Origin of the sequence: Halarcobacter mediterraneus, from assembly GCF_004116625.1 — a bacterium.
GTDB classification, from domain to species: Bacteria; Campylobacterota; Campylobacteria; order Campylobacterales; family Arcobacteraceae; genus Halarcobacter; species Halarcobacter mediterraneus.
In genome coordinates this window covers 179,183-199,533 of the sequence record NZ_NXIE01000005.1, presented here as the reverse complement: position 1 = coordinate 199,533, position 20,351 = coordinate 179,183, and the positions used below count along the sequence as shown (strand labels likewise).

Annotated in this window: 21 protein-coding genes and 1 pseudogene; 1 reads left to right on the top strand and 21 read right to left on the bottom strand. The window is 25.7% G+C overall.

Annotation, left to right across the window (positions count from 1 at the left end):
- The 17 genes and pseudogenes from CP965_RS12170 to CP965_RS12095 all read right to left on the bottom strand — a co-directional run bounded on the left by CP965_RS12170 (nucleotide 1) and on the right by CP965_RS12095 (nucleotide 17,223).
- The gene (locus CP965_RS12170) at nucleotides 1-405 is read right to left on the bottom strand and encodes a PAS domain-containing protein (protein WP_129062383.1); all 405 of its coding nucleotides are present in this window, start codon (nucleotides 403-405) and stop codon (nucleotides 1-3) included.
- An 11-nt stretch (nucleotides 406-416) separates the two neighbouring features.
- Complete coding sequence (locus CP965_RS12165) at nucleotides 417-2,594, bottom strand: methyl-accepting chemotaxis protein (RefSeq protein WP_129062382.1); 2,178 nt, start codon at nucleotides 2,592-2,594, stop codon at nucleotides 417-419.
- A 55-nt stretch (nucleotides 2,595-2,649) separates the two neighbouring features.
- Nucleotides 2,650-3,837, bottom strand: a complete 1,188-nt coding sequence (gene xseA / locus CP965_RS12160; protein WP_129062381.1) for an exodeoxyribonuclease VII large subunit — start codon at nucleotides 3,835-3,837, stop codon at nucleotides 2,650-2,652.
- 30 nt (nucleotides 3,838-3,867) lie between these two features.
- Entirely contained in the window at nucleotides 3,868-4,578 is a 711-nt protein-coding gene (ubiE, locus tag CP965_RS12155; protein ID WP_129062380.1) for a bifunctional demethylmenaquinone methyltransferase/2-methoxy-6-polyprenyl-1,4-benzoquinol methylase UbiE, read from the bottom strand.
- A gap of 13 nt (nucleotides 4,579-4,591) precedes the next feature.
- A complete protein-coding gene (locus CP965_RS12150) occupies nucleotides 4,592-4,840 on the bottom strand; it encodes a hypothetical protein (protein WP_129062379.1) in 249 nt (82 codons plus the stop codon).
- 13 nt (nucleotides 4,841-4,853) lie between these two features.
- Nucleotides 4,854-5,645: a nucleotide-binding protein gene (locus CP965_RS12145; protein WP_129062378.1), complete on the bottom strand. Its 792-nt coding sequence runs from the start codon at nucleotides 5,643-5,645 to the stop codon at nucleotides 4,854-4,856.
- A complete protein-coding gene (locus tag CP965_RS12140; RefSeq protein WP_228712722.1) occupies nucleotides 5,642-6,313 on the bottom strand; it encodes a 3-methyladenine DNA glycosylase in 672 nt (223 codons plus the stop codon). Before CP965_RS12140 ends, CP965_RS12145 begins: the two co-directional genes overlap by 4 nt.
- Nucleotides 6,306-7,118 carry a TIGR00282 family metallophosphoesterase gene (locus CP965_RS12135; RefSeq protein WP_129062377.1) on the bottom strand — a complete coding sequence of 271 codons (813 nt, stop codon included), beginning with the start codon at nucleotides 7,116-7,118 and terminating at the stop codon, nucleotides 6,306-6,308. The genes CP965_RS12140 and CP965_RS12135 overlap by 8 nt, the downstream gene beginning before the upstream one ends.
- 37 nt (nucleotides 7,119-7,155) lie before the next feature.
- Nucleotides 7,156-9,681 (bottom strand): PAS domain-containing sensor histidine kinase, encoded by a 2,526-nt coding sequence (locus tag CP965_RS12130; protein WP_129062376.1) that lies wholly within the window; start codon nucleotides 9,679-9,681, stop codon nucleotides 7,156-7,158.
- A complete protein-coding gene (locus tag CP965_RS12125; protein ID WP_129062375.1) occupies nucleotides 9,678-11,840 on the bottom strand; it encodes a PAS domain-containing sensor histidine kinase in 2,163 nt (720 codons plus the stop codon). Before CP965_RS12125 ends, CP965_RS12130 begins: the two co-directional genes overlap by 4 nt.
- 8 nt (nucleotides 11,841-11,848) lie before the next feature.
- Nucleotides 11,849-12,226 carry a response regulator gene (locus tag CP965_RS12120; RefSeq protein WP_129062374.1) on the bottom strand — a complete coding sequence of 126 codons (378 nt, stop codon included), beginning with the start codon at nucleotides 12,224-12,226 and terminating at the stop codon, nucleotides 11,849-11,851.
- An 11-nt stretch (nucleotides 12,227-12,237) separates the two neighbouring features.
- Complete coding sequence (locus CP965_RS14505; RefSeq protein ID WP_407646423.1) at nucleotides 12,238-12,690, bottom strand: CZB domain-containing protein; 453 nt, start codon at nucleotides 12,688-12,690, stop codon at nucleotides 12,238-12,240.
- Nucleotides 12,688-13,119 (bottom strand): annotated as a pseudogene (locus CP965_RS14500) (methyl-accepting chemotaxis protein); the annotation flags it as partial. The pseudogene CP965_RS14500 and the gene CP965_RS14505, both read right to left, overlap by 3 nt.
- A gap of 608 nt (nucleotides 13,120-13,727) precedes the next feature.
- Nucleotides 13,728-14,846: a BaiN/RdsA family NAD(P)/FAD-dependent oxidoreductase gene (locus CP965_RS12110; protein WP_267285285.1), complete on the bottom strand. Its 1,119-nt coding sequence runs from the start codon at nucleotides 14,844-14,846 to the stop codon at nucleotides 13,728-13,730.
- An 11-nt stretch (nucleotides 14,847-14,857) separates the two neighbouring features.
- Nucleotides 14,858-16,093, bottom strand: coding sequence for an ArsS family sensor histidine kinase (locus CP965_RS12105; RefSeq protein ID WP_129062371.1), 1,236 nt, complete (start codon nucleotides 16,091-16,093; stop codon nucleotides 14,858-14,860).
- On the bottom strand, nucleotides 16,086-16,769 hold the full coding sequence (locus tag CP965_RS12100; RefSeq protein WP_129062370.1) for a response regulator transcription factor: 684 nt from the start codon (nucleotides 16,767-16,769) through the stop codon (nucleotides 16,086-16,088). Before CP965_RS12100 ends, CP965_RS12105 begins: the two co-directional genes overlap by 8 nt.
- Entirely contained in the window at nucleotides 16,741-17,223 is a 483-nt protein-coding gene (locus CP965_RS12095) for a Spy/CpxP family protein refolding chaperone (RefSeq protein WP_129062369.1), read from the bottom strand. The genes CP965_RS12100 and CP965_RS12095 overlap by 29 nt, the downstream gene beginning before the upstream one ends.
- Nucleotides 17,224-17,367: 144 nt before the next feature.
- Between CP965_RS12095 and CP965_RS12090 the strand changes: the two genes are divergently transcribed.
- Complete coding sequence (locus CP965_RS12090) at nucleotides 17,368-17,871, top strand: flavodoxin (RefSeq protein WP_129062368.1); 504 nt, start codon at nucleotides 17,368-17,370, stop codon at nucleotides 17,869-17,871.
- Nucleotides 17,872-17,890: 19 nt separating this feature from the next.
- On the opposite strand, the gene CP965_RS12085 is transcribed toward CP965_RS12090, so the two are convergent.
- From CP965_RS12085 to trpA, 4 genes are all read right to left on the bottom strand, one after another.
- The gene (locus CP965_RS12085; protein WP_129062367.1) at nucleotides 17,891-18,337 is read right to left on the bottom strand and encodes a Fur family transcriptional regulator; all 447 of its coding nucleotides are present in this window, start codon (nucleotides 18,335-18,337) and stop codon (nucleotides 17,891-17,893) included.
- A 127-nt stretch (nucleotides 18,338-18,464) separates the two neighbouring features.
- On the bottom strand, nucleotides 18,465-18,803 hold the full coding sequence (locus CP965_RS12080) for a hypothetical protein (protein ID WP_129062366.1): 339 nt from the start codon (nucleotides 18,801-18,803) through the stop codon (nucleotides 18,465-18,467).
- A gap of 47 nt (nucleotides 18,804-18,850) precedes the next feature.
- Nucleotides 18,851-19,588, bottom strand: a complete 738-nt coding sequence (locus CP965_RS12075; protein WP_129062365.1) for an arginyltransferase — start codon at nucleotides 19,586-19,588, stop codon at nucleotides 18,851-18,853.
- Between the two features lie 5 nt (nucleotides 19,589-19,593).
- Entirely contained in the window at nucleotides 19,594-20,334 is a 741-nt protein-coding gene (gene trpA, locus CP965_RS12070; RefSeq protein WP_129062364.1) for a tryptophan synthase subunit alpha, read from the bottom strand.
- Nucleotides 20,335-20,351 lie beyond the last annotated feature (17 nt).

Here is a 20,351-nt window from a genome sequence, read left to right as displayed (position 1 = left end):
TTATTCTCCTTCTTCTAAAATCCATTTAGCATAAAGCTTTTCAACATTAGAAATTTCTTCATTAGATGGTTTTCTTCTACAAGATAAATATCCTTTAGATCCATCACAACTCTCAAATGGGTATACTGTTGCAAATACCCAATAGTACCCTCCTGTTTTTGTTGCATTCTTTACGTATCCTGTCCAAGTTTCTCCTCTTTGTACTGTTTCCCACAAGCTTTTAAATGCTTTTTTTGGCATTTCTTTATGTCTTACCATATTATGGGGATTCCCTACTAACTCTTCTAGACTATATTCTGCTATTTTACAAAAATCATCATTTGCAAATCTTATTATACCTTTTTCATCTGTCTCACTAACTAAAAATGCGTATTCATCTAATACTGTCTCTTGTCCTGCTGCCATCTTCTTCCCTTTTAGTTAAACTGCTTATTTTTTGCATCATTTACTAATTCATTTGCCATCTTGGATACATCATTTGCTATTGTTCTTACTTGATTCGCTTCACTTGCATTCTCTTGTGTTACTTTATCCAACATTGTTACTGCATCATTTATTTGTTCTATTCCTGTCATTTGTTCTTTACTTGCACTTGATACATTCTCAATTATTGTTATTGTCTCTGTTATATGATTATTTAAATCTTTATATCCTACTATCATCTCATCTGATATCTTTTTTCCATCATTTGCTTTTAGGTTTGCATCTTCTACTAACTCTTTTATCTCTTTTGCTGCTTCTGAACTTCTATTTGCTAAGTTTCTTACTTCTTGGGCTACTACTGCAAAGCCTTTCCCTGCTTCTCCTGCTGTTGCTGCTTCTACTGCTGCATTTAATGAAAGTATATTTGTTTGGAATGCTATTTGATCTATTACTGTTATTGCTTCATTTATTGAGCTTACTTTTTCATTTATCTCATCCATTGAGCTTGCTGTTTTATTTGCTAAGTTCTCTCCTGTTGATACTGAGCTTTTTACTGTTTGTCCTAATTTAGCCATTTTTACTGCATTCTCTGCATTACTTCTTGTTATTGATGTTATCTCTTCTACTGCTGCTGCCGTTTGTTCTAAGCTTGCTGCTTGTTCATTTGCTTTTGCTGCTAGGTTATTCATTGATTGTGTCATTATTGATGAATTCTCTTCTAACTTCTCTCCATTTGTTAAGTTCATCTTTGCACTTTGACTTAACTCTTCTCCTAATTTATTTATACTTTCCATTACTTCTAACATCTTATCTTGTAATTTTGGTGATATATTTACTTTATCTCTATAATCATCATTTGCATAATGGTTTAAGGTAGTTACTAGTTGATTCATATTCTTCTCATTTTCATCTAGCATCTTATTTATTGTATTTTTCAAGGTTACTATCATTGGATTCTCTGAGCTTGAGTTTATTCTACATTTATATATCCCTTGTTCTACTTTATCTGTTGTCATAACAATTTCACCAATTACTTTCATATCTTCTTTTAATTTTTTATCAAAGATATCTGCTGCTGAATTAAGCATATTTAGCATCTGAGCAATTTCATCATTTGTATAAACAGCTGGTCTTTTGAAAACATTTGTTTTAAAAGATACAAAATCTATAAAGTGAGAGAATGAATTTTTAAATTTAAGTAAACCATTTGTAACAGTTTTTTTAAATAAAACAATAATTGTAATTACAAATAATGCAGTTAAAACAATCATCATTGCAATCATAAATAAAATTAATTTTACTGATTCTATAAAATTACTATCTACATTTTTACTATGATCTGCTGCAATATATAGACCTATCTCCTGACCTTTAAAATCTTTTATAGGGAAGCTTGCATAAAAAAAATGCTTATCTGAAGAGTAGCCTGCACTTAAGAGTTTATCAAAAGATATAGAGGACAAATTGTTTTTAAAAGTTTCATCAATACTATTTTGAGAAATATAATAGTTTTGTATTTTATTTTGTTCAGTTAAAGAGTTTCCTCTTTTTAGTTTTTCATTCATTAAAACAACAAAAAATTCATTATCTTTTTTAAAGTTTTTAACCACAGAGTTAAACCCTTGTATAAATTCTAAAGAACCAATATAATTATTTGATTCATCAAAGATAGGAGCTAAACCTCTTAGAACTAAACCAGCTCTTCCAACTTCAATTGCAGATAAAGGTTTTTTAGTTTTGGCTACTTCTAAAATTGTATTTCTAAAAGAGCTTAAGTTATCCCCATATTTTTCTGGTTTCCAGTTTCGTAAGAAAGAATTTATATTTTTATCATGTATATGTACTTTTATATTTTGAAAACTAGTTCCATTTTTCATAGCTTTTGATATTTCATTAAGTGCTTGAATTGCTAAAGCTCTATTATTTGTTTTTAGTGCTTGAATAATATCACTATTCTTTGAAAGTGAAACTGCATTTGAGATTCCAACATCCATTTTTGCTGTTATTCTTTCTTTAACAAGCATTTGGAAGTGGTCTTTTGTACTTATTTCATTATCTTGTTTAATTCCCAGAAGAATATAAAAGGACACTGCTAATACAATAGCAATTATTATAACTGCTGCTATTATTATCCTTGTAATTATCTTTTTTGCAATAGAACCGTTATTCATGGGAACCCCTAGATAAAGAAAGTTTCTATATTTTATCTACTGTAAACTTAAACTATTATTGTTTTTTTAATTCTTCTACTGTACATAAGGCAATTGTTTTGGGGGTTTGTAATAAAATTTTATCTTTTGGCTTAAGCTCTTCTAAATTTATAAGCTTATTATTTATTGTAATTTGAGCATAACCATTTTTATATTTATTTTTAGGATTATTAAATTTTAACTGCTCTTTTAGTAAATTCAATCTACTTTGATGATTTTGTATTTTTTGATTAAAATTTGAATGAAATCTCTCTTTTAATATTTTAATTTCTTCTTTTATAAAATTAAATCTTGATTCTAAAGAGTTTTGTTCAAACAATTTATACATATTTTTTAATTCAACTTCTTTATTTTTAACTAGATTAAGCAAAATCTTTTCAAAATCATTTATAAAAGTATCTAGATAAATTCTATTCTCATTAATATCAGGAAGTGCTATTTCCATGGCATTTGATGGAGTTGCTGCTCTTATATCTGCAACAAAGTCTGAAATCAAAAAGTCTGTTTCATGACCTACTGCTGAGATAATTGGTAAGCTACAATTATGAATAGCATCAGCAACTATCTCTTCATTAAAAGCCCAAAGGTCTTCAATACTTCCCCCACCCCTTCCTACAATAATTAAATCTACATCTAATGAGTCAGCATATTTTATTGAATCAACAATATCAAATTTAGAAGACTCCCCTTGAACTAAAGTTGGTACAAGTATTAATTCTATAAGCGGCCATCTATTAGTTGCCACTTTTTTCATATCTTCAATTGCAGCACCTGTAGGAGAAGTTACAAGGGCAATTTTTTTAGGAAGTAAAGGTAGTTTCTTTTTTCTTTCTTGATCAAAGTATCCTTTAGCTTGAAGTTTTGATTTTAACTGCTCATAAGCTAATGCTAATGCTCCTTGTCCTGAAGGCTCAATTTTAGAACACATAAGTTGATAACTTCCCCTTGGAGTATAAACAGTAATTGTTCCAGAGATAATTATCATTTGCCCTACTTCAAGCCTAAACTTCAAATATTTTGCATTACCTTTAAACATAACACAAGAGATTGTTGATTTTTCATCTTTTATTGAAAAATAGATATGTCCAGAGTTGTGGTATGTTAAGTTTGAAATTTCACCTTCAACACTTACATTTATAAAAGTTGTTTCCAGTAAAGATTTTATTTGGGTATTTAAAGTAGATACAGAAATAGGAGAATTCAAATGTTTCCTTTGCAATATTATTGCAAGAAGTTAAATTTTTCTTGCAATAATAAGAGTAGAGATTTTCATAGAGAAAGATTTTACATGGATTGGCTCAAGTCCAGCTTGTCTTAACTCTTTACATAAATTATCACTTGTTAAAAACTCATCAATTGAGTCAGGTAAATATCTATAAGCTTCTTTATTTTTTGAAATAATTCCACCAATTGTTGGTAAAACTTTATTCATATAAAAGTCTGTTAAGTGGTCTAAGATATTAGTTTTTTCTTGTTTTGTAAACTCTGAAATAACTACTAATCCATCTTTTTTAAGTACTCTTGCAAACTCATCAAAAGCCTCTTGTCTTTGAACTACATTTCTAATTCCATAAGAAATAGAGATAATATCAGCACTATTACTATCAAGTGGCATTTGAGCAGCCCCTGCTTCTATAAACTCAACTTCTGGAAATTTCTGTTTTGCCACATCCATCATTCCAACACTAGGGTCTACACCAACAATATTTTTTAGTTCAATACCATTTTTGTTTGCAATTGTTTTCCAAAAATCAATCATATCACCTGTACCACAAGCAACATCAACAATTTTTTCTATTCTTTCTTTGTTATATAAACTTAATGCTTTGTTACAAGCCTTGTTTCTCCAAGACTTATCAATTCCCATACTTAAAATTCTATTTGCTATATCATATCTTCCAGCAATATCATTAAACATTGATACAATTTTTTCTTGTTTATCCATCAACTATCCTAAATTATAATAAATATTTTCCAACAAATAAACCACCAATAAAACCAATATTAAGCATAATAATTAAATATAAAATTGATATTTTTTTATCTTTTTCTGGTAGTTTTTTTAAAACTTTTTTTTGTTCCATTACAGAGTCATCTAATGACCTTCTTGCATGGTCCATACTATCAAATGAGTTTCTAAGACTTAGTTCTGATAGTTCAAGTCTTTCAACTATCTCTTTAGCTTGTTTAAATGTCATATCACTCATATTTTAAATCACTTTATTTTTTAATCTGAAGCCACTTATCTAAATCAAAGAAAATCTTATTTAAAGTTCCCAATACATAATCTTTTGCTTCTGTTTGAATTCTTCTAAAGAATAAAAACTTTCTAGCACTCTCAATATCACCTAATTCTTTTGCTTGCATAGCTTTTTTTGCAAAATCAGTATTGTTATAAGCCATTTCCCAAACAGTACTTCCTAAATATCTACTCATAGTAATAACTTTGTCATTTTTAACTGCAAAATATTTTGGATCTTTTACAAAATCACATAATACTGAGTTACTATCTAAGTATTTATGTCCAAAAAAATTAATAAATTGTTCTTCAATATATTCTTGATCCATAGAAATAGCTCTATTTAAAGCAAATAAAACATTTTCTTCAAGATTATCTTCAATTTTTTTAATTTTTTTCATAGTAGCAATGGCATTTTTGCCATCTAATTCACCATCACCTAAAGGAATAATCCATTTAATATTTCCAAAAGAACCTACTTTTTTAATCTCTTCTAAAACTAATGAAGAAGTTTTATTTCCACCAACATCAACAATAATTTCATGTTTGTCATCCATTAAAATAAGTTCATCTAACTCAGTTAACTTATTTGTTCCAAGCATTCTTTTTTCAACAATTTCAGTTCTTGTAAAAGATTTACTATCATTATTTTCATCATCAATTTCTATATATGTAACTCTTTTACCATGTTTTTTAAATAAATAAGGAGCAATAACTTGCATTGCAACAGTAGATTTACCAACACCACCTTTTGTTTGTGGAATTATTATCATTTTTTTCCCTTATTAGATTGTTTATTTTTTATTTTCATATACTCAACAATCTTACCATGAAATCGGCAATATAGTTTATTAAGTGATATTTCATATTTGTAAAGTTTAAATATTTTATCTAAATTTTCATTAATTCCATATTCACACCAAGCTTGTAAATCCTCATAGCTTTCAAACTCATAACCAAAAGAAGCAACTAACTTTTGTGTATATTTATCTACAACCATAAACTCTTGATTGCAAGCATAACAAAGTATTGCATCTGCTGTTTCAAGCCCTATTCCTTTTTGCTCTAAAAGCCAATCTTTACTAACGTTTTCACAAAAAGATTCAAAGCTTTCAAATTGCTCTAAAATATTTGAAACTATTTTTTTTATTCTTACAGACTTTTGATTTTTAAAACCACTTGGAGTAATTGCTAAAATAAAGCTATCTAAGTCTACTTCTTTTATAGCTACTAAAGATAAAAGATTTTTTTCTCTTAGATTCCATAAAGATTTTTCTACATTTTCCCATTTTGTATTTTGAGTTAAGATTGCACCTAAAAATATTTCAAAGGAGTTTTGACTTGGCCACCAAAACTCTGGATGATTTACTAGTAAATTTTGCTCTTTTAAATACTTTAATAAATCAAAACTATCTGATATTTCTACTTTTTCTTTAGTCAAAAATAGCCTCTGTTTTTATAATATCTGGTTTATCACAATATTTTTTTAGCTTATAACAATCAACTGCTTTTCCATCTTCCATATCAATAACCATCATTTGAAGTATTGATTTGCAAGAATTTGGAATTGAAAAATGCCCTCCAAGTCCAGTAGTTGCTTTTTCAATTGGTATTTTACTATCCATCCCAATTACATTGTCTCTACAACCTGTAAGTCCAATATCTGTTAAATATGCTGTCCCTTCTATAACTTGTAAATCATCAGTACTTACATGAGTGTGTGTTCCACAAATTCCACTTACCAATCCTTTTAACATCATAAAAATAATTCTTTTTTCACTTGTTGCTTCACCGTGAAAATCTATAAAAATATTTTTGATATTTTGTTCTTTTAATTCTTGAATTAATTTTATTGCCCAATTAAAAGGGTTTTCAACTGTAGGCATAGAAAATTGTCCCATAAGATTTATCACTGCAAGTTTTTCATTTTTTATATTAAGTACTTTTATTCCAGAACCAGGTACAGTTTTTGGATAATTGTCAGGTCTTAAGACATTAGAAGTTTCAAGTAAAGTAATCATATCTTTCTTTTTATCAAAAGAGTGATTTCCTCCTGTTATAATATCAATTCCACAATTTAAAAGTTCTTGACAGTTTTTTATAGTAAGACCAAAACCATGACTAGCATTTTCAGCATTTGCAATTATTACATCAATTTCATACTCTTTTTTAATATTTTCTAAATATTGTTTTATAATTTTTCTACCAGGTCTTCCTACAATATCCCCTATAAATCCAATTTTCAAATTTATCCTTTTTATAATACTTCAAAATTTTAGCTATTTATTCTTGTGATTTCAATCTAATTTCAAAAATTGCTCCATTTAGACTATTATATGCTAAGATTTTTCCTTCTTGCTCATCAATAATTTTTTTTGCAATATTTAATCCAACTCCCATTCCACTATGAGTTTTCGAACTTACAAAAGGTTCAAATATATTGTCAATAATATCTTCTTTAATTCCACCTGCATTATCACAGAATTTTACAACTACTTCATCTTTTTCTTCAAAAACAGTAATATCTAACTTTCTTTCTTCATATTCTTTATTATTTTTTAATTCATCTAAAGCATTGTTGATTATGATAATCCAAACTTGTTCAAGTCTTTGTTTTTGAACTTTTGCATAAATCTTAAAATCATTTTTATCAATACTTGTGGGAGTAAACTCTTTATTATTTAAATAAACTTTTGATACTTGTTTGGAAACATTATATGCCATAGTTAAAGAAGTAAATAAAGTAGCAAAAATATTTGCTTTTTCTTTTGTTTCAGTAGAAGTTTGAGACATTTCTCTCATTGATTCAACAATTACTGCAATTCTATTAATTGCTTCTGTAATCTTTTCACAATTAATAAGCATATCTTCTTTCATAGGATTATCTTCTAAATCTTCAATATCCATAATTAACATTTCAAAATTACCTTTTAAATAAGTTAATGGAGTATTGATTTCATGAGTAATTCCAGCAGATAAAGTCCCTATTGAAGTTAATTTTGCATTTTTTATTTGTTCTTCTTGGTGAAGTTTATCTTTTTCCATATTTTTCTTAACTTCTTCTTCAACTCTTTGTTCAAGATTTTGATTTAATTCTTGTAGTTTTCTTTTATCTTCTAAAGAGTTTACAACCATTACTATATTTTTTTTATCAGGTAATACTTTCAATGAAACATCTAAATGAACTTCTTCAAAATTTTTAGACTGAAATACTAACTCTAAATTAGAAATAGAACCAAACTCTTTTACTTCTTTCATGATTTTTTCTAAAAGTTCTATGCTACTACTATCTACTAAATCTAAAATCGTTTTTTCAACAACTTCATTCTCATTATAATTAAGAAGTTTATAAAAGGCTTCATTAAATCTTCTGAAGTTACCATTTAAATCAAGTAAAGCTATTCCACTATTTGCATTTTGAACAATTGCATTTAATTGTTCAATTTGATAATTTAAGTCATTATATAATCTTTCTATTCTTTTGTTATCAGTAATATCACTTCTAATCTCAGTATATCCTATGATATTATCATTTTCATCTACATCTGATTGAATATTTGATTTAACCCAGTAATCACTAGACATTTTTTTAATACTTATTAATTCACCACTCCATGTTCCTGTATTTTTTAAAATATATGATATTTCAGCATTGAAAATTTTAATACTATATTTATTTAAAATACTAGTATAGTTTTGACCAATAAGTTCTTCTTTTTGAAAGCCTGAAACTCTACTAAAATAATTACTTACATCTGTAATAACAAAATTAGAATCAAATTTTATAAACATTACATGTTGATTTAAAAGTTCTAAGCTATCATTTAATATCAGATTATTTCTTTTTATAGAATCTGTTAATAAATCTTTTTCACTTTCAAGTTTTCTATTAATACTAGATAAAGGAGTTGTAAATAACATAGATAAAATAAAAGATATCATTGCCATTAGAAAGAAGATGCTATAAAATGAGTCTTTATTTTCAAAGAAAAAACTTTTTAGACTAGTTTTTTCATTTGCATCAACAAGAGTAAAATAGTGTAGATTTTTAATAAAAATTTGTTTAAAATAATACTTATTTGTAAAAGAAAAACTTTTTTTAAAAATCTTATTACTGAACCCTTCCACTACACTTCTTATATTTAAATCAGGATTATAATAATAAGACCAACTATTTATTCCTGTACTATCATAAATTATATTTAAATCTTTGTCTATTAAATATTTCATTTTATTAATTGATTTAATAAAGTCATCAATATTAAAAGAGAGAAAAATTATTTTAGAATCAGTTTTTAAAACAAAATCAATTAAAGGTTTTATTGGCATGACAACTTCATTATTCAAACTTTTTAAATAAGGTTCAGTAAAAAAAAGTTCATTTTTTTTAATTTGTTCTGAGTTTAAATAATAATAAATTCTGGGACTCAAAGATAAAGGTTTTTCTTTAATTTCTTTATTATTTTGTTCTAAACTTAAGATTTTTTTTCCATCTTTTTTAATAATCTTTAAATCTACAATATTTTCATTACTTAACATTAATACTTTAATTTCTTTAAATAAACTATCTATATGTTCATCTTTAAAAGAATTACTTTTTGAAATGGAAATCAATATATTATTATTAATATGCACAATTTTTTTTAATTCTTTCTCAAAAAAATTACTTTTATTAATAAAACTATTAATACGACTTTGTTCTATTTTTACTTGAAATGTTTTATATGAAAGAAATATTCCTGCACAAAATAGTAAAATTGAAAATAGAATAAATGCTAAAAATAACTTAAAAGAAAACTGAACTTTCAATGTTTCACTCTTTCATTTTGTCTTCTATCTTGTGTTATAAGTTTAATGTAAAAACAACATCCTTTATTTACATTTTTAACCCAAATATCACCACCTGATTTCTTAACAATTAGTTTAGCAATATGTAAAGGTAAACCTTTAGAACTCATCTCATTTTTAGTAGTAAAGTCTAAATCAAATACTTTATTTATAAACTCTTCAGGAATACCTCCGGCATTATCTTCACATTTAATTAATACAAACTCATTACTTCTGCTAACATTTATATTAATCTTTCCTTCTTTTATTTCTTTTTTATTAAATTCATCTAAAGAGTTATAAATTATTCCTAAGATAATTTTTCTTAAATCATAAGATACTCCATATGTTTCTAAAGAAGAGTCCCCATCAAGTTTAATTTCAACATCTTTTTTATTAATAGAAGCAATCGTTGATTTTATCACATTATAAACACTATACCTATCGGAACTATCATTATGAGAAAAAAGTGTTTTAAATTCATTTAAATGCATAGAAAGATTTCTTACTTCATCTTTTAAATTTTTTGAAATATCTTCTAAAAATTTATCATCATAATTTTTATTTTTTACATTATCTTCAAGTTGTAAAAGTTTTGATGATAAATTAGAAATAGGTTTTTTCCATTCATTTGAAAATGCATCTAAAATTTGCCCCATTAATATAACCTTGGATTGCTCCATGTTTATTTTATCTCTTGTTTTTATTTCATTCAGTTTCAAAAATAAATCTCTTTTCAATAAAGAGTTTACTTTTAATAATTGTTTTTCATCACTAATATCAACTCTAATTGAACGATATCCTATTTTTTTATTATTTTCATTATACATAGGAGAGATATTACCTCTAACCCAATAAGAGTTTCCATTCTTATCAATATTTTTTATTTCCCCTTCCCATACTTCATTATTATGTAGTTTTTTCCACATATTGTCATAAAACTTTTTAGATATATCTGGATTTCTAATCATATTCATAGGTCGTCCAATAATCTCTTCTTTTTTATATCCACTTGTTTTACAAAAATATTCAGAGACATAAGTAACAATACCCCGTAAGTCTGTTTCTGCAACAACTACATATTTATCTATACTTGTATTAATACTATTTAATTTAACTTTTATATTCTTATATTTAAGATAAATAGTATTTAAAAAATATAAGATAGTACTTAGTAATAAAGAAAGAAATATTGCTAAAATTATATATACATTATATCTTTCATTAATTGCATAATATTTTTGACTTTTTATATATAAAAACATATAAATGTCTTGTTGAATAAATCTATTACTTATAGGAAAAAAACTATTAATATAGTAGTTATCTTTTATTTTATAATCAATAATAAATTTTTCCTCTTTTAACATTCTACTTTTGATTTCATTTTTTAAGTCATAGGATAAATTATCAAGCATAAATCTATTAGAATAAAAAGAGTTTTTATACATATATTCATTATTAAAAGGATGTTCTTTAAAAGAGGCTAAGCTTTCTTCACTCATACTTTTTTTCAAACTATTTTTAGGAAAAAGAAAGTCCACTTGATATCCATCTTCAATAAAAGTTTCATGAATTAGTTTAGGTAAGTCAATAGATAATTCAAAAATTGCTTTTATTTTAAAAGTATTATCATATACAGCTCTTAAATACTTTAATGTTGCACTCGTATCACTAATTAGAAAATATACTTTTCCTTTAAACTCTTTAGAGATATCTTTTATTATCTCTTTATAATTAGAAGATTGGGTAAATTTCATTTCTTTATAAGAACTTTTATAAATAGCTTTGCCATCTTTTGTATAAAAGCTTACTTCTGAATAATCATGTCTTTTAAAATGTTCTATCTCTTTATCAAAAACTTGTTTTATTCTTTCAAACTTTTCTTTATCTGATAACTCTTGAGATAAAATATTTTGAAGAACTTTATTTTCTTTAACATAAGTTAAAAAGAAATGTTCTGACTCATCAAATGTTCTTTTTTTATATTTATTAAGAATATTAGTACTTTTAACAAATATATTATCTTTTTCTTCATCTAAACTACTATTTTTATTATAAAAAATTATTACAATAGAAAATGTAGTTAAGAATATAAATAAAAGTATATATTTTATTAAAGTTCTATTTTTAGAAAGCATCTAATTTTTTATTTATTTAATATAGATTCAATTTTCTCATCTAAAGCTTGTAAAGAAGAAAAAGGTTTCATAATATAATTTTCTGCTCCTTCTTTATGTGATTTAAGAACTTTATCTAAAGTAGAATATGCTGTCATCATACAAACTTTCTGTTTAGCTTTTTTCTCTTTTATTTGTTCAAGAAATTCTACTCCACTAAGTTGAGGCATCATAATATCTAGAAGAATTAAATCATAATCATCTCTAATACAAGAGTCTAAAGCTACTTTAGGGTTGGAGAAAGTAGATACTGTATATTTATCTTTTTTACTTAAATACCTATCTAAAAGACTTAATATTTCCAGCTCATCATCAACTATTGCTATTTTATAAACTTTCTCTTCCATGGAACTTCCTTTTAATTAAAGAGTTTTTTTGCTGCTTCTTTCATAACAGCATCATTTTTTTCACTTAATATTCTATCTAAATATTCAAATACTTCCTCACTCGCATTTTCAACTAACTCTATTTTTTCTTCAATTAATTGTTTTGAGCATGAAACTTCATTCCCTGAACATTCATTTGCTAATGCATTTGCTTCATCATGTACAATTTCGTGACTTCTTTCTAGGCCTTTATATGAAGGAACAAAACTAAACTCTTCTTTTCCTAATCCTGTTTCATACCATTTACCCAATCTACAATTATGATGGTCTACAGCTTGGAAACTATGCTCTCCTCCAAAAATTAGTTGATAAAGATTGTTTTTATAAATTACATGGTCTAATTTAGCTAAATTTATAAAAATTTTATTTGAAACACTTTCCACTTCATACACTGACCTATTTGCATTTCTTTGGAAGCCATTCATTAAACCACTTAAAACCTCAACTCTATTCTTAGTTTCTGCAACAACCTCTGAAACAACATCAGAACTATTTTTTATTTTATGAGTTTCTTGTTGAATTAAATCAACTACATTTTTTATTTGAGAAGCAGCTTCAGCAGATCTATTTGCAAGATTTCTAACTTCTTGTGCAACTACAGCAAAACCTTTTCCAGCTTCACCAGCAGTTGCAGCTTCAACAGCAGCATTTAATGAAAGAATATTTGTCTGAAATGCTATTTCTTGAATAATATTAATAACATCTGCAATATCCTTACTTTTGGCAACTAAAGAGTTTACAACCTCATGTTCAATTTCTATTTCAGTATGTAAATTTTCAGTATCAGCAACAATTTCATTTGTTAAAGTTAGCCCCTCTGTTGAACCATCTGCTGTTTCCTTAGACTCTTTCATCATACTTTTAAGTTCTTCTAAGAGTTCTAAATAAGCAGTTTGTGTAGTACTTAAAGATTTTGTCATATTCTTATTATGACGTTCTAACAAACCTCCATCTTTATTATCATGAATTGAAGTCTGTTTTAAAGAAACAATAGTATTTCCTTCAAAGTTTTCAACAAGTAATGAAGCTTCACAATCATTTAAAATAACTCTATCTTCATTATTTTTTATAGCATTAAGAATTATATTCGTATCAACTTGATGCTCTTTTGCTCTTTTATTTATAAAAATCATTTCACCATTAGGATTAAAAGAAACCAAACCTTCTTCTTGAGATATTGCTGCCATTTGTTTAAATAAAGCATTTTCTTTTTGAAGATGAAATAACTTTTCCTCTGAAACTGAGTTTTTTATTTGCTTTTCTATAGTATCTATCTTTTTATCTTTTAAAGATACTTCCTCTTTTAAAAGTTCTATTTGTTTATGTAAACTTTTAATCTCTTCTTCATACTTTTTTGAATTTGAAAAAAACACTCCCATACCCTTTTTGATTATGTCCAAATTAAGTATATATTATATCAATTAATCCTTTATAGTTCATAATTTAATAAGTTTAGATTTTATTAAAAGTTTTTTGCAGCTAAAAAAGCTTGTGAGAAATATAACTGAAAGTTATAACCACCTAATTGACCAGTTGGCTCTAAACACTCCCCTAGAAAAAACAAACCTTCTCTTTTTTTACTTTCAAAGGTCTCTGGATTTATTTCATTAGTATCAATTCCACCACTTGTCACTTCTGCTTTTGAATAACCAAAAGTGCCTGCAGGAGAAAAATCATAGTTTTTAAGAAGAGATAAACTGTTTTTTTCATCTTTAGTAAGTTTGCTTACAGTTTTATCTTTTAAGTTAATAGACTCTAAAAACTCTAAAATAAATCGTTTAGGTAAAGGTAAAGCGGTTGATATATTTTTATTCCCTTTTAAATATTTATCAAGCTTTGATTTAGGAAGAAAATCTATAGTTATTTTTCCTTTATTCCAATATAAAGAACTGTTTAAAACAGCAGGTCCAGAACACCCCTTATGAGCAAAGAGCAGTTTTCCTAAAAACTCTTTATTCTCTACTTTCATTTTTACTTCACATGATATCCCACTTAATTTCTTAAACCAAAATTGTTCTTTTTGTACAGTGAATCCTACTAATGCTGGTTTAATAGTACTTACTTCATGACCAAAATATTTTGCTATATCATAAGCTATAGAACTAGCTCCCAAAGAAGGGAATGATAGACCTCCACTTGCTACAACTAGTTTTTTAGCTTCATAAGTAGTATTTTGGGTTTTAATAAGAAAGTGTTTATTATATTCTACACTAAGAACTTTTGTATCAAAAAACTTTTTTACATGAGAAGTCAGTTTTTCAAACATTGAAAGAACATCTTGAGAAGAGTTACAAAAGTAAGTTCCTTTTACAATCTTAGGATTAAGTGTGGGATAAACATTATTCTTATTTAAAAATTTTAATAAATCTTTATTTGAAAAACATTCCAAAGATTTTTTTATAAAAATTTCATCTCCTAGGTAATTAGCTTCAGTTAAATATTCATTTGTAATATTGCATTTAGCTCCACCACTTACTTTTATTTTTTGTCCTATTTTAGAGTTTGTTTCTAAGATAGCTATCTTTTTATTTTTTACTAAAGAAGCAAACATTAATCCACTTGCACCTGCTCCTATAACAATTACATCAAATACTATTTTTCTTCCTTTTTACAAATAAAAATATTTTTATTATTTTCAAACTTATACTCTAATTTATAGTTATTTGCTTTTAAGATATTATAAACTATATATAAACCTAAACCAAAGGAATTATCACTTTTCTCTTTATTGGCAAAAAATGGCTCATAATATTTTTCTAAGTCATATTCTAATTTACTACCAGTATTTTCAAAAATTATACTATTATCTTCAGTTCTTATTAAAACTTTATTATCTAAAGAGTACTTAATAGCATTATCAATTAGATTTTTAATTGCTATTGAAAACAATTTAAAATTAACCTCTACTTTTATATTATCATGTTTTTCTATTACATTATTTTCATCTAACATTAAAATATCTTTTGCATTATCAATAATATCATTTAAAAAAAACACTCTTTTTTCAATATTTTTAGAAGAAGAAATCAACTCTTCAATTGAAGCAAATTCATTTATCAAAGACTCTAAACGATTAAAAACCTCTTTTAATTTTTCATTATTATCTTCATTTTTTTCAAGTTCACTTAAAAATTTTCCTTTTGTTATAGGAGTTTTTAATTCATGCATAATATTTCTAATAAAAATATTTCTTGCTTCTTTTAATTCTTTTAATTTTTTAGCACTATTTTTAAACTCTAAAGCAAGTAAAGAAACCTCATCTTTTCTAGTAGTATCACAACATTCAAAATCAAAGTTTTCATCACCTAAAGAGCTAACTTTATCTTTTAAAATTTTTAGAGGCATCAATTTTCGTAAAGTTATTAAAAAAGACATTATAAGTGTAAGTAAAATTATTGCAAAAATTAAAATTATATATATTGAATTATTTTCAGTAAATTCATTTTTATCTTCTATTAAATAAGTCTTACCTTTTCTATTCATATAAAAGAATTGTCTATCATTTAATTGCAAAACTCTATTTATGGAATCTCTAAATCTTCTTTGTGCAATAACGCTAGTTTGAGGGTTATAGGTTATTGAATCAATATCACTTTTATTTAAAAATAAATCATAATTAAAATTTTCTAAATTTTTTTTAAAATTAAAATCATTATATCTACTTTTTTTTCTAAAAAGCATTTTTGTTAAAGGTTGATACTTTTCAAATAAATGATGTTCTAACTTTTTCTGATTTCCCACCATTATAATTAAAAAACTAATTACTACTAAAATAAGTGAAATAATAAAACTAACTGAAATAGTAAAAAATATTGATTGTCTATTCATTTGTAAATTTATACCCCATACCTCTTATTGTGTGAAGATATTTTGGTTCTTTTGGATTATCTTCAATTTTCTGCCTTATTCTATTTATTATTACAGCTAAGGAACCTGAATTTTCATAATCAGAATTTAGTAAATTAGAATTATCAAAAATATCCTCTCTACTAATAACAAAACCTTCTCTTTTTATCATTAAAGATAAGACTTCATATTCTGCAGCTGTTAGTTTAACAAATTTTCCTTCTTTTGTTACTTCTTTTTTATCAGTATTTAACTCAAAAAGAGCTTTTATTTGATTTTTATCTTCAATATTATTATGATTGAATCTTCTTAAAATAGTTTTAATTCTAACTTCTAATTCACGAGGGTCATAAGGTTTAGGTAAATAATCATCAGCTCCTAATTGTAAAGCTGTTACTTTGTCAGTAATATCACTTCTTGCACTTGAAATAATAATAGGAATATCAAAATTTCTAACAACTTCCTTACAAACATCAAGTCCATCCATTCCAGGAAGGGTTAAGTCTAATATTAGTAAATCATATTTATTTATTTTCAAACTACTTAGAGCCAAAAAAGGCTCTTCGTAATTTGTTACTTCAATATTATATTTTTTTAAATATTGAGTTAAAACATCTGCTAACTCTAAATCATCTTCTACCATTGCAATTTTTATCAAAATTCATCCTTCTTTCCATCCTAGAGTCTCTTTTTTCTTTTTGCAAATCTAATAAAACTTTAAACTGTTCTTTTTGTTTATCAGTTAATACTGAGTGGATTCTATCAATCATTTCAGCTTTTGATTTTATCATATTATCTCTTTTTTGCTCCATTAAGTCAATGTACTTTTTTTTGTCAAAATCCTTTTTTGTAAACGCACTATCTAATGAAACTCTATTTTTCATAATATCTTTTTTTATATTAGCTATTTCTTCTCTTTGGTCTTTTGTTAAATCAAGTTTTTTAATAATACCTAATATATTATTATCTGTATTTCTCTTACTAAACATTTTTGATTTTGAAAAACCTTTTCTATCATTAAAACCTTTTTCAGAACAAGAACCTTTTGCATATAAACCCGTAGTTAATAAACCTGCTAAAGCAACTGTTCTTAATATTTTTGTTGTTTTCATTTTCTATCCTTTTTTTTATATAGTAAAATTATGACACTCTTGCTTTAACAGGTTTTAAATTTTATCTTAACACTATATTAACAATTAGTACCAAGAAATGTAAAAATCTGTTATAATAATAAAAAAATCCAAAAGGATTATAAAATGAGAAATATAGCATTATTTTACTCTAGTAACACAGGGAATACTCAAAAAGTAGCAAATAAAATTGCAAAAAGTTTAGACGACATAAAGCAATATAACATTAAAGTTACGGCTTGTGAATATATGCTTGATTATGAAAATCTAATTTTTGGAATTTCTACTTGGGAAGATGGGCAAATGCAAAAAGAGTGGCAAAATATTTGGGATGAATTTAAAAAAATAGATTTTACAAATAAAAAAGTTGCTATCTTTGCCTTAGGAGATCAAAAAAAATATAAAAATAACTTTGTTGATGCAATGGGAACATTATATAAGCAGTTAACAAAAGCAAATGCAACTATTTTAGGTTTCACTTCTTGTTTAGATTATAATTTTGAAAAATCTGAAGCTACTATAAATAATAGTTTTGTAGGTTTACCTTTAGATTTAGAAAATGATGATGAAGAAATAACGAATATAAGAATCAAAAACTGGATAGAACAAATATCAAAAGAGTTTAAATAGGAATTACTTTTAGTTATTCCTATTTTTTATTTTGGCAATCTGGGCAAATTCCATATAATTGCATAGAGTGACTTGTTATTTTAAATTTATTTTTTTTAGCAATTTTTTCTTGTCTTTTTTCTATTTCATTATCAACGAACTCGATTATTTTCCCACATGAAGTACAAATTAAGTGGTCATGATGTTCTTTTTTGTTGCTTTCATATTTTTTACCATCAACTCCAAAGTTAATTGATGCTATTAAATTTACTTCCTCTAAAAAACTTAATGCTCTATAAACAGTAGCAATTCCTATATTTGAGTCAGGATTTTCACTTTTTATTAAATTATAAATTTCTTCTGCTGTTAAGTGATCTTCAGCATGAAGTAAAACATTTAAAACAACTTCTCTTTGTTCTGTATATTTTAAACCTTTTTGTTTAACAATTTTTTTCAGTTCATCAATTACTTCAGAGCTTTCTGTCATATTTTACCTTTTTATTATACTTAAATTAGTTTTCTAATCTTTATTATTGCAAAAAAGAGTTCAATTTTACTTAAAAAATCTTATTAATTAAAATTAATTTTAATTATATTGCTCTTTTTTCAAGTATTTACTTAATTTCAAAAGTAGCAATTGTCTCTCTTTTATTATCAACAACTTTAAATTGCCATATTCCCTTTGTTCTTCCTGCAATATATCTAAAGTCATAAATAGATCCATGTCCAGCTGGAATAATCAAAGTTCTATCCCTTGAAATATTTCCCGTAGGATCAATCCATTGCACTTGAATTTCTTTATCCTCTTCTGATCTTTCATGAGTATATTTACAAACAATTGAGTTTTCATCTTCTAAAATAAGGCAATCCGCACTGTAAATAGCGTCTTCATCTATTGTTTCTGCAAAGATAGTAGAAAAAATAAAAAGACTAATTAATACAACTTTTTTCATGATATCCTACTTTGTACATAATTGAGTTAGATTATAACATAAAATAGTTACAACTTATACTCTTTCCAAACAGCTTCTTCTTCTAATGTTGCTCTATTAGTTAAAACTTCAAAAGGTTTATAAGCAACTTTATATCCCATTGATAAATGATCTTTAATCCAATATCCTAAATAAATATATGGAATATTCAATTCTTTTGCTATTTTAATTTGAGCTAAAATCGAAAACTTTCCTATTGATAAATCTTCATAATCATGATCATAAAAGCAATAAATTGAAGAAATAGATTTAGACAAAATATCTACTAAAGCTACTCCTATTAATTTATCATCTCTTACATAAAGGAACTCTTTAGTAAATTCATCTTTTCCTTGAACATATGATCTATCATATTCAGCAGGCTCAATAGGAGAATAAGTCCAATTCTTTTTTTTATTCATATGAGAATGATATTTATCATAAAGATTTAAATGATCTAAAGTCAAAGAAGGTGGTTGAATATAGAGTTTTGTATCTAAATTCTTTTTAAATACTCTTTTTTCAGAACGAGAAAACTTATAATTTTTTACGTCAATTCTCATTGATATACATTTTGTACAATTTCTACACTCTGGTACAAAATGCATTTTCCCAAACCTTCTCCACCCATGCTCTAGCATATTTTGATAATCTTCTTTGGTACATTTACTAATATACCTATACCTTATATCTGAAATTTCATTATCAAAATAAGAACATTCTCTTTGTTCTTCTAAAAACTCTACATCTCTTTCTAAAATATGCATATTAGCTATTCATTTATCTTTTCTTTAATTTCTTTTGCAGCGGCTGTAATTTTACTAATTTTTTCTTTATTTGATAAAGATTCATCAATTAAATGTTTCACAAAAGTACTTCCAACAATTACACCATCTACACCTTTTACTTTCTCTTTACAAGTTTTTTCATCAACTCCAAAACCAATATATAAAGGTGTTGTAGAGTATTTTTTAACCGTTTTAATAATAGAACTTAAATCCTCACTTTGTCCACTTCCTGTTATTCCTGCATAAGCAACCATATAAATAAACTTTTGTGATTTTTCAACAATTTGTTTAATTCTATTTTCTGTATGAGTAGGAGCTACAAAAGAGATATTTACTTTATTATATTTTTCAAAAAGATTATTAACTAAAGCAGCCTCTTCATAAGGTAAATCAGGAATAATCATCCCTTCTACATTAAATTCTTGTGCTTTTTTTAAAAACTCACCCAATCCATAATGATAAAAAGGATTCATATATCCCATCCAAAACATTTCCATATTAGGTGCTATCTTTGATGAAACTTCGAATAAATCCTTTAAAGAAAATTTATTTTTTAGTGCAATTTGATTTGCTTTTTCGATAACAGGTCCATCTGCAACAGGGTCTGAGAATGGTATACCTAATTCTAAAATATCAACTCCCGCTTCTTTCATACTTAATGCTAAATCTACTGAAAAATTGTTACTTGGAACAGAAGATGTTATATAACCAACTAGTTTTTTCAAAATTAAATCCTATAATA

Excerpts from the sequence above, each read along its gene's own strand:
- CP965_RS12170 (WP_129062383.1), bottom strand. The coding sequence starts at position 405 with ATGGCAGCAGGACAAGAGACAGTATTAGATGAATACGCATTTTTAGTT.
- CP965_RS12165 (WP_129062382.1), bottom strand. The coding sequence starts at position 2,594 with ATGAATAACGGTTCTATTGCAAAAAAGATAATTACAAGGATAATAATA.
- ubiE (WP_129062380.1), bottom strand. The coding sequence starts at position 4,578 with ATGGATAAACAAGAAAAAATTGTATCAATGTTTAATGATATTGCTGGA.
- CP965_RS12150 (WP_129062379.1), bottom strand. The coding sequence starts at position 4,840 with ATGAGTGATATGACATTTAAACAAGCTAAAGAGATAGTTGAAAGACTT.
- CP965_RS12145 (WP_129062378.1), bottom strand. The coding sequence starts at position 5,645 with ATGATAATAATTCCACAAACAAAAGGTGGTGTTGGTAAATCTACTGTT.
- CP965_RS12125 (WP_129062375.1), bottom strand. The coding sequence starts at position 11,840 with ATGCTTTCTAAAAATAGAACTTTAATAAAATATATACTTTTATTTATA.
- CP965_RS12120 (WP_129062374.1), bottom strand. The coding sequence starts at position 12,226 with ATGGAAGAGAAAGTTTATAAAATAGCAATAGTTGATGATGAGCTGGAA.
- CP965_RS14505 (WP_407646423.1), bottom strand. The coding sequence starts at position 12,690 with ATGAATGGCTTCCAAAGAAATGCAAATAGGTCAGTGTATGAAGTGGAA.
- CP965_RS12105 (WP_129062371.1), bottom strand. The coding sequence starts at position 16,093 with ATGAATAGACAATCAATATTTTTTACTATTTCAGTTAGTTTTATTATT.
- CP965_RS12095 (WP_129062369.1), bottom strand. The coding sequence starts at position 17,223 with ATGAAAACAACAAAAATATTAAGAACAGTTGCTTTAGCAGGTTTATTA.
- CP965_RS12090 (WP_129062368.1), top strand. The coding sequence starts at position 17,368 with ATGAGAAATATAGCATTATTTTACTCTAGTAACACAGGGAATACTCAA.
- CP965_RS12085 (WP_129062367.1), bottom strand. The coding sequence starts at position 18,337 with ATGACAGAAAGCTCTGAAGTAATTGATGAACTGAAAAAAATTGTTAAA.
- CP965_RS12080 (WP_129062366.1), bottom strand. The coding sequence starts at position 18,803 with ATGAAAAAAGTTGTATTAATTAGTCTTTTTATTTTTTCTACTATCTTT.
- CP965_RS12075 (WP_129062365.1), bottom strand. The coding sequence starts at position 19,588 with ATGCATATTTTAGAAAGAGATGTAGAGTTTTTAGAAGAACAAAGAGAA.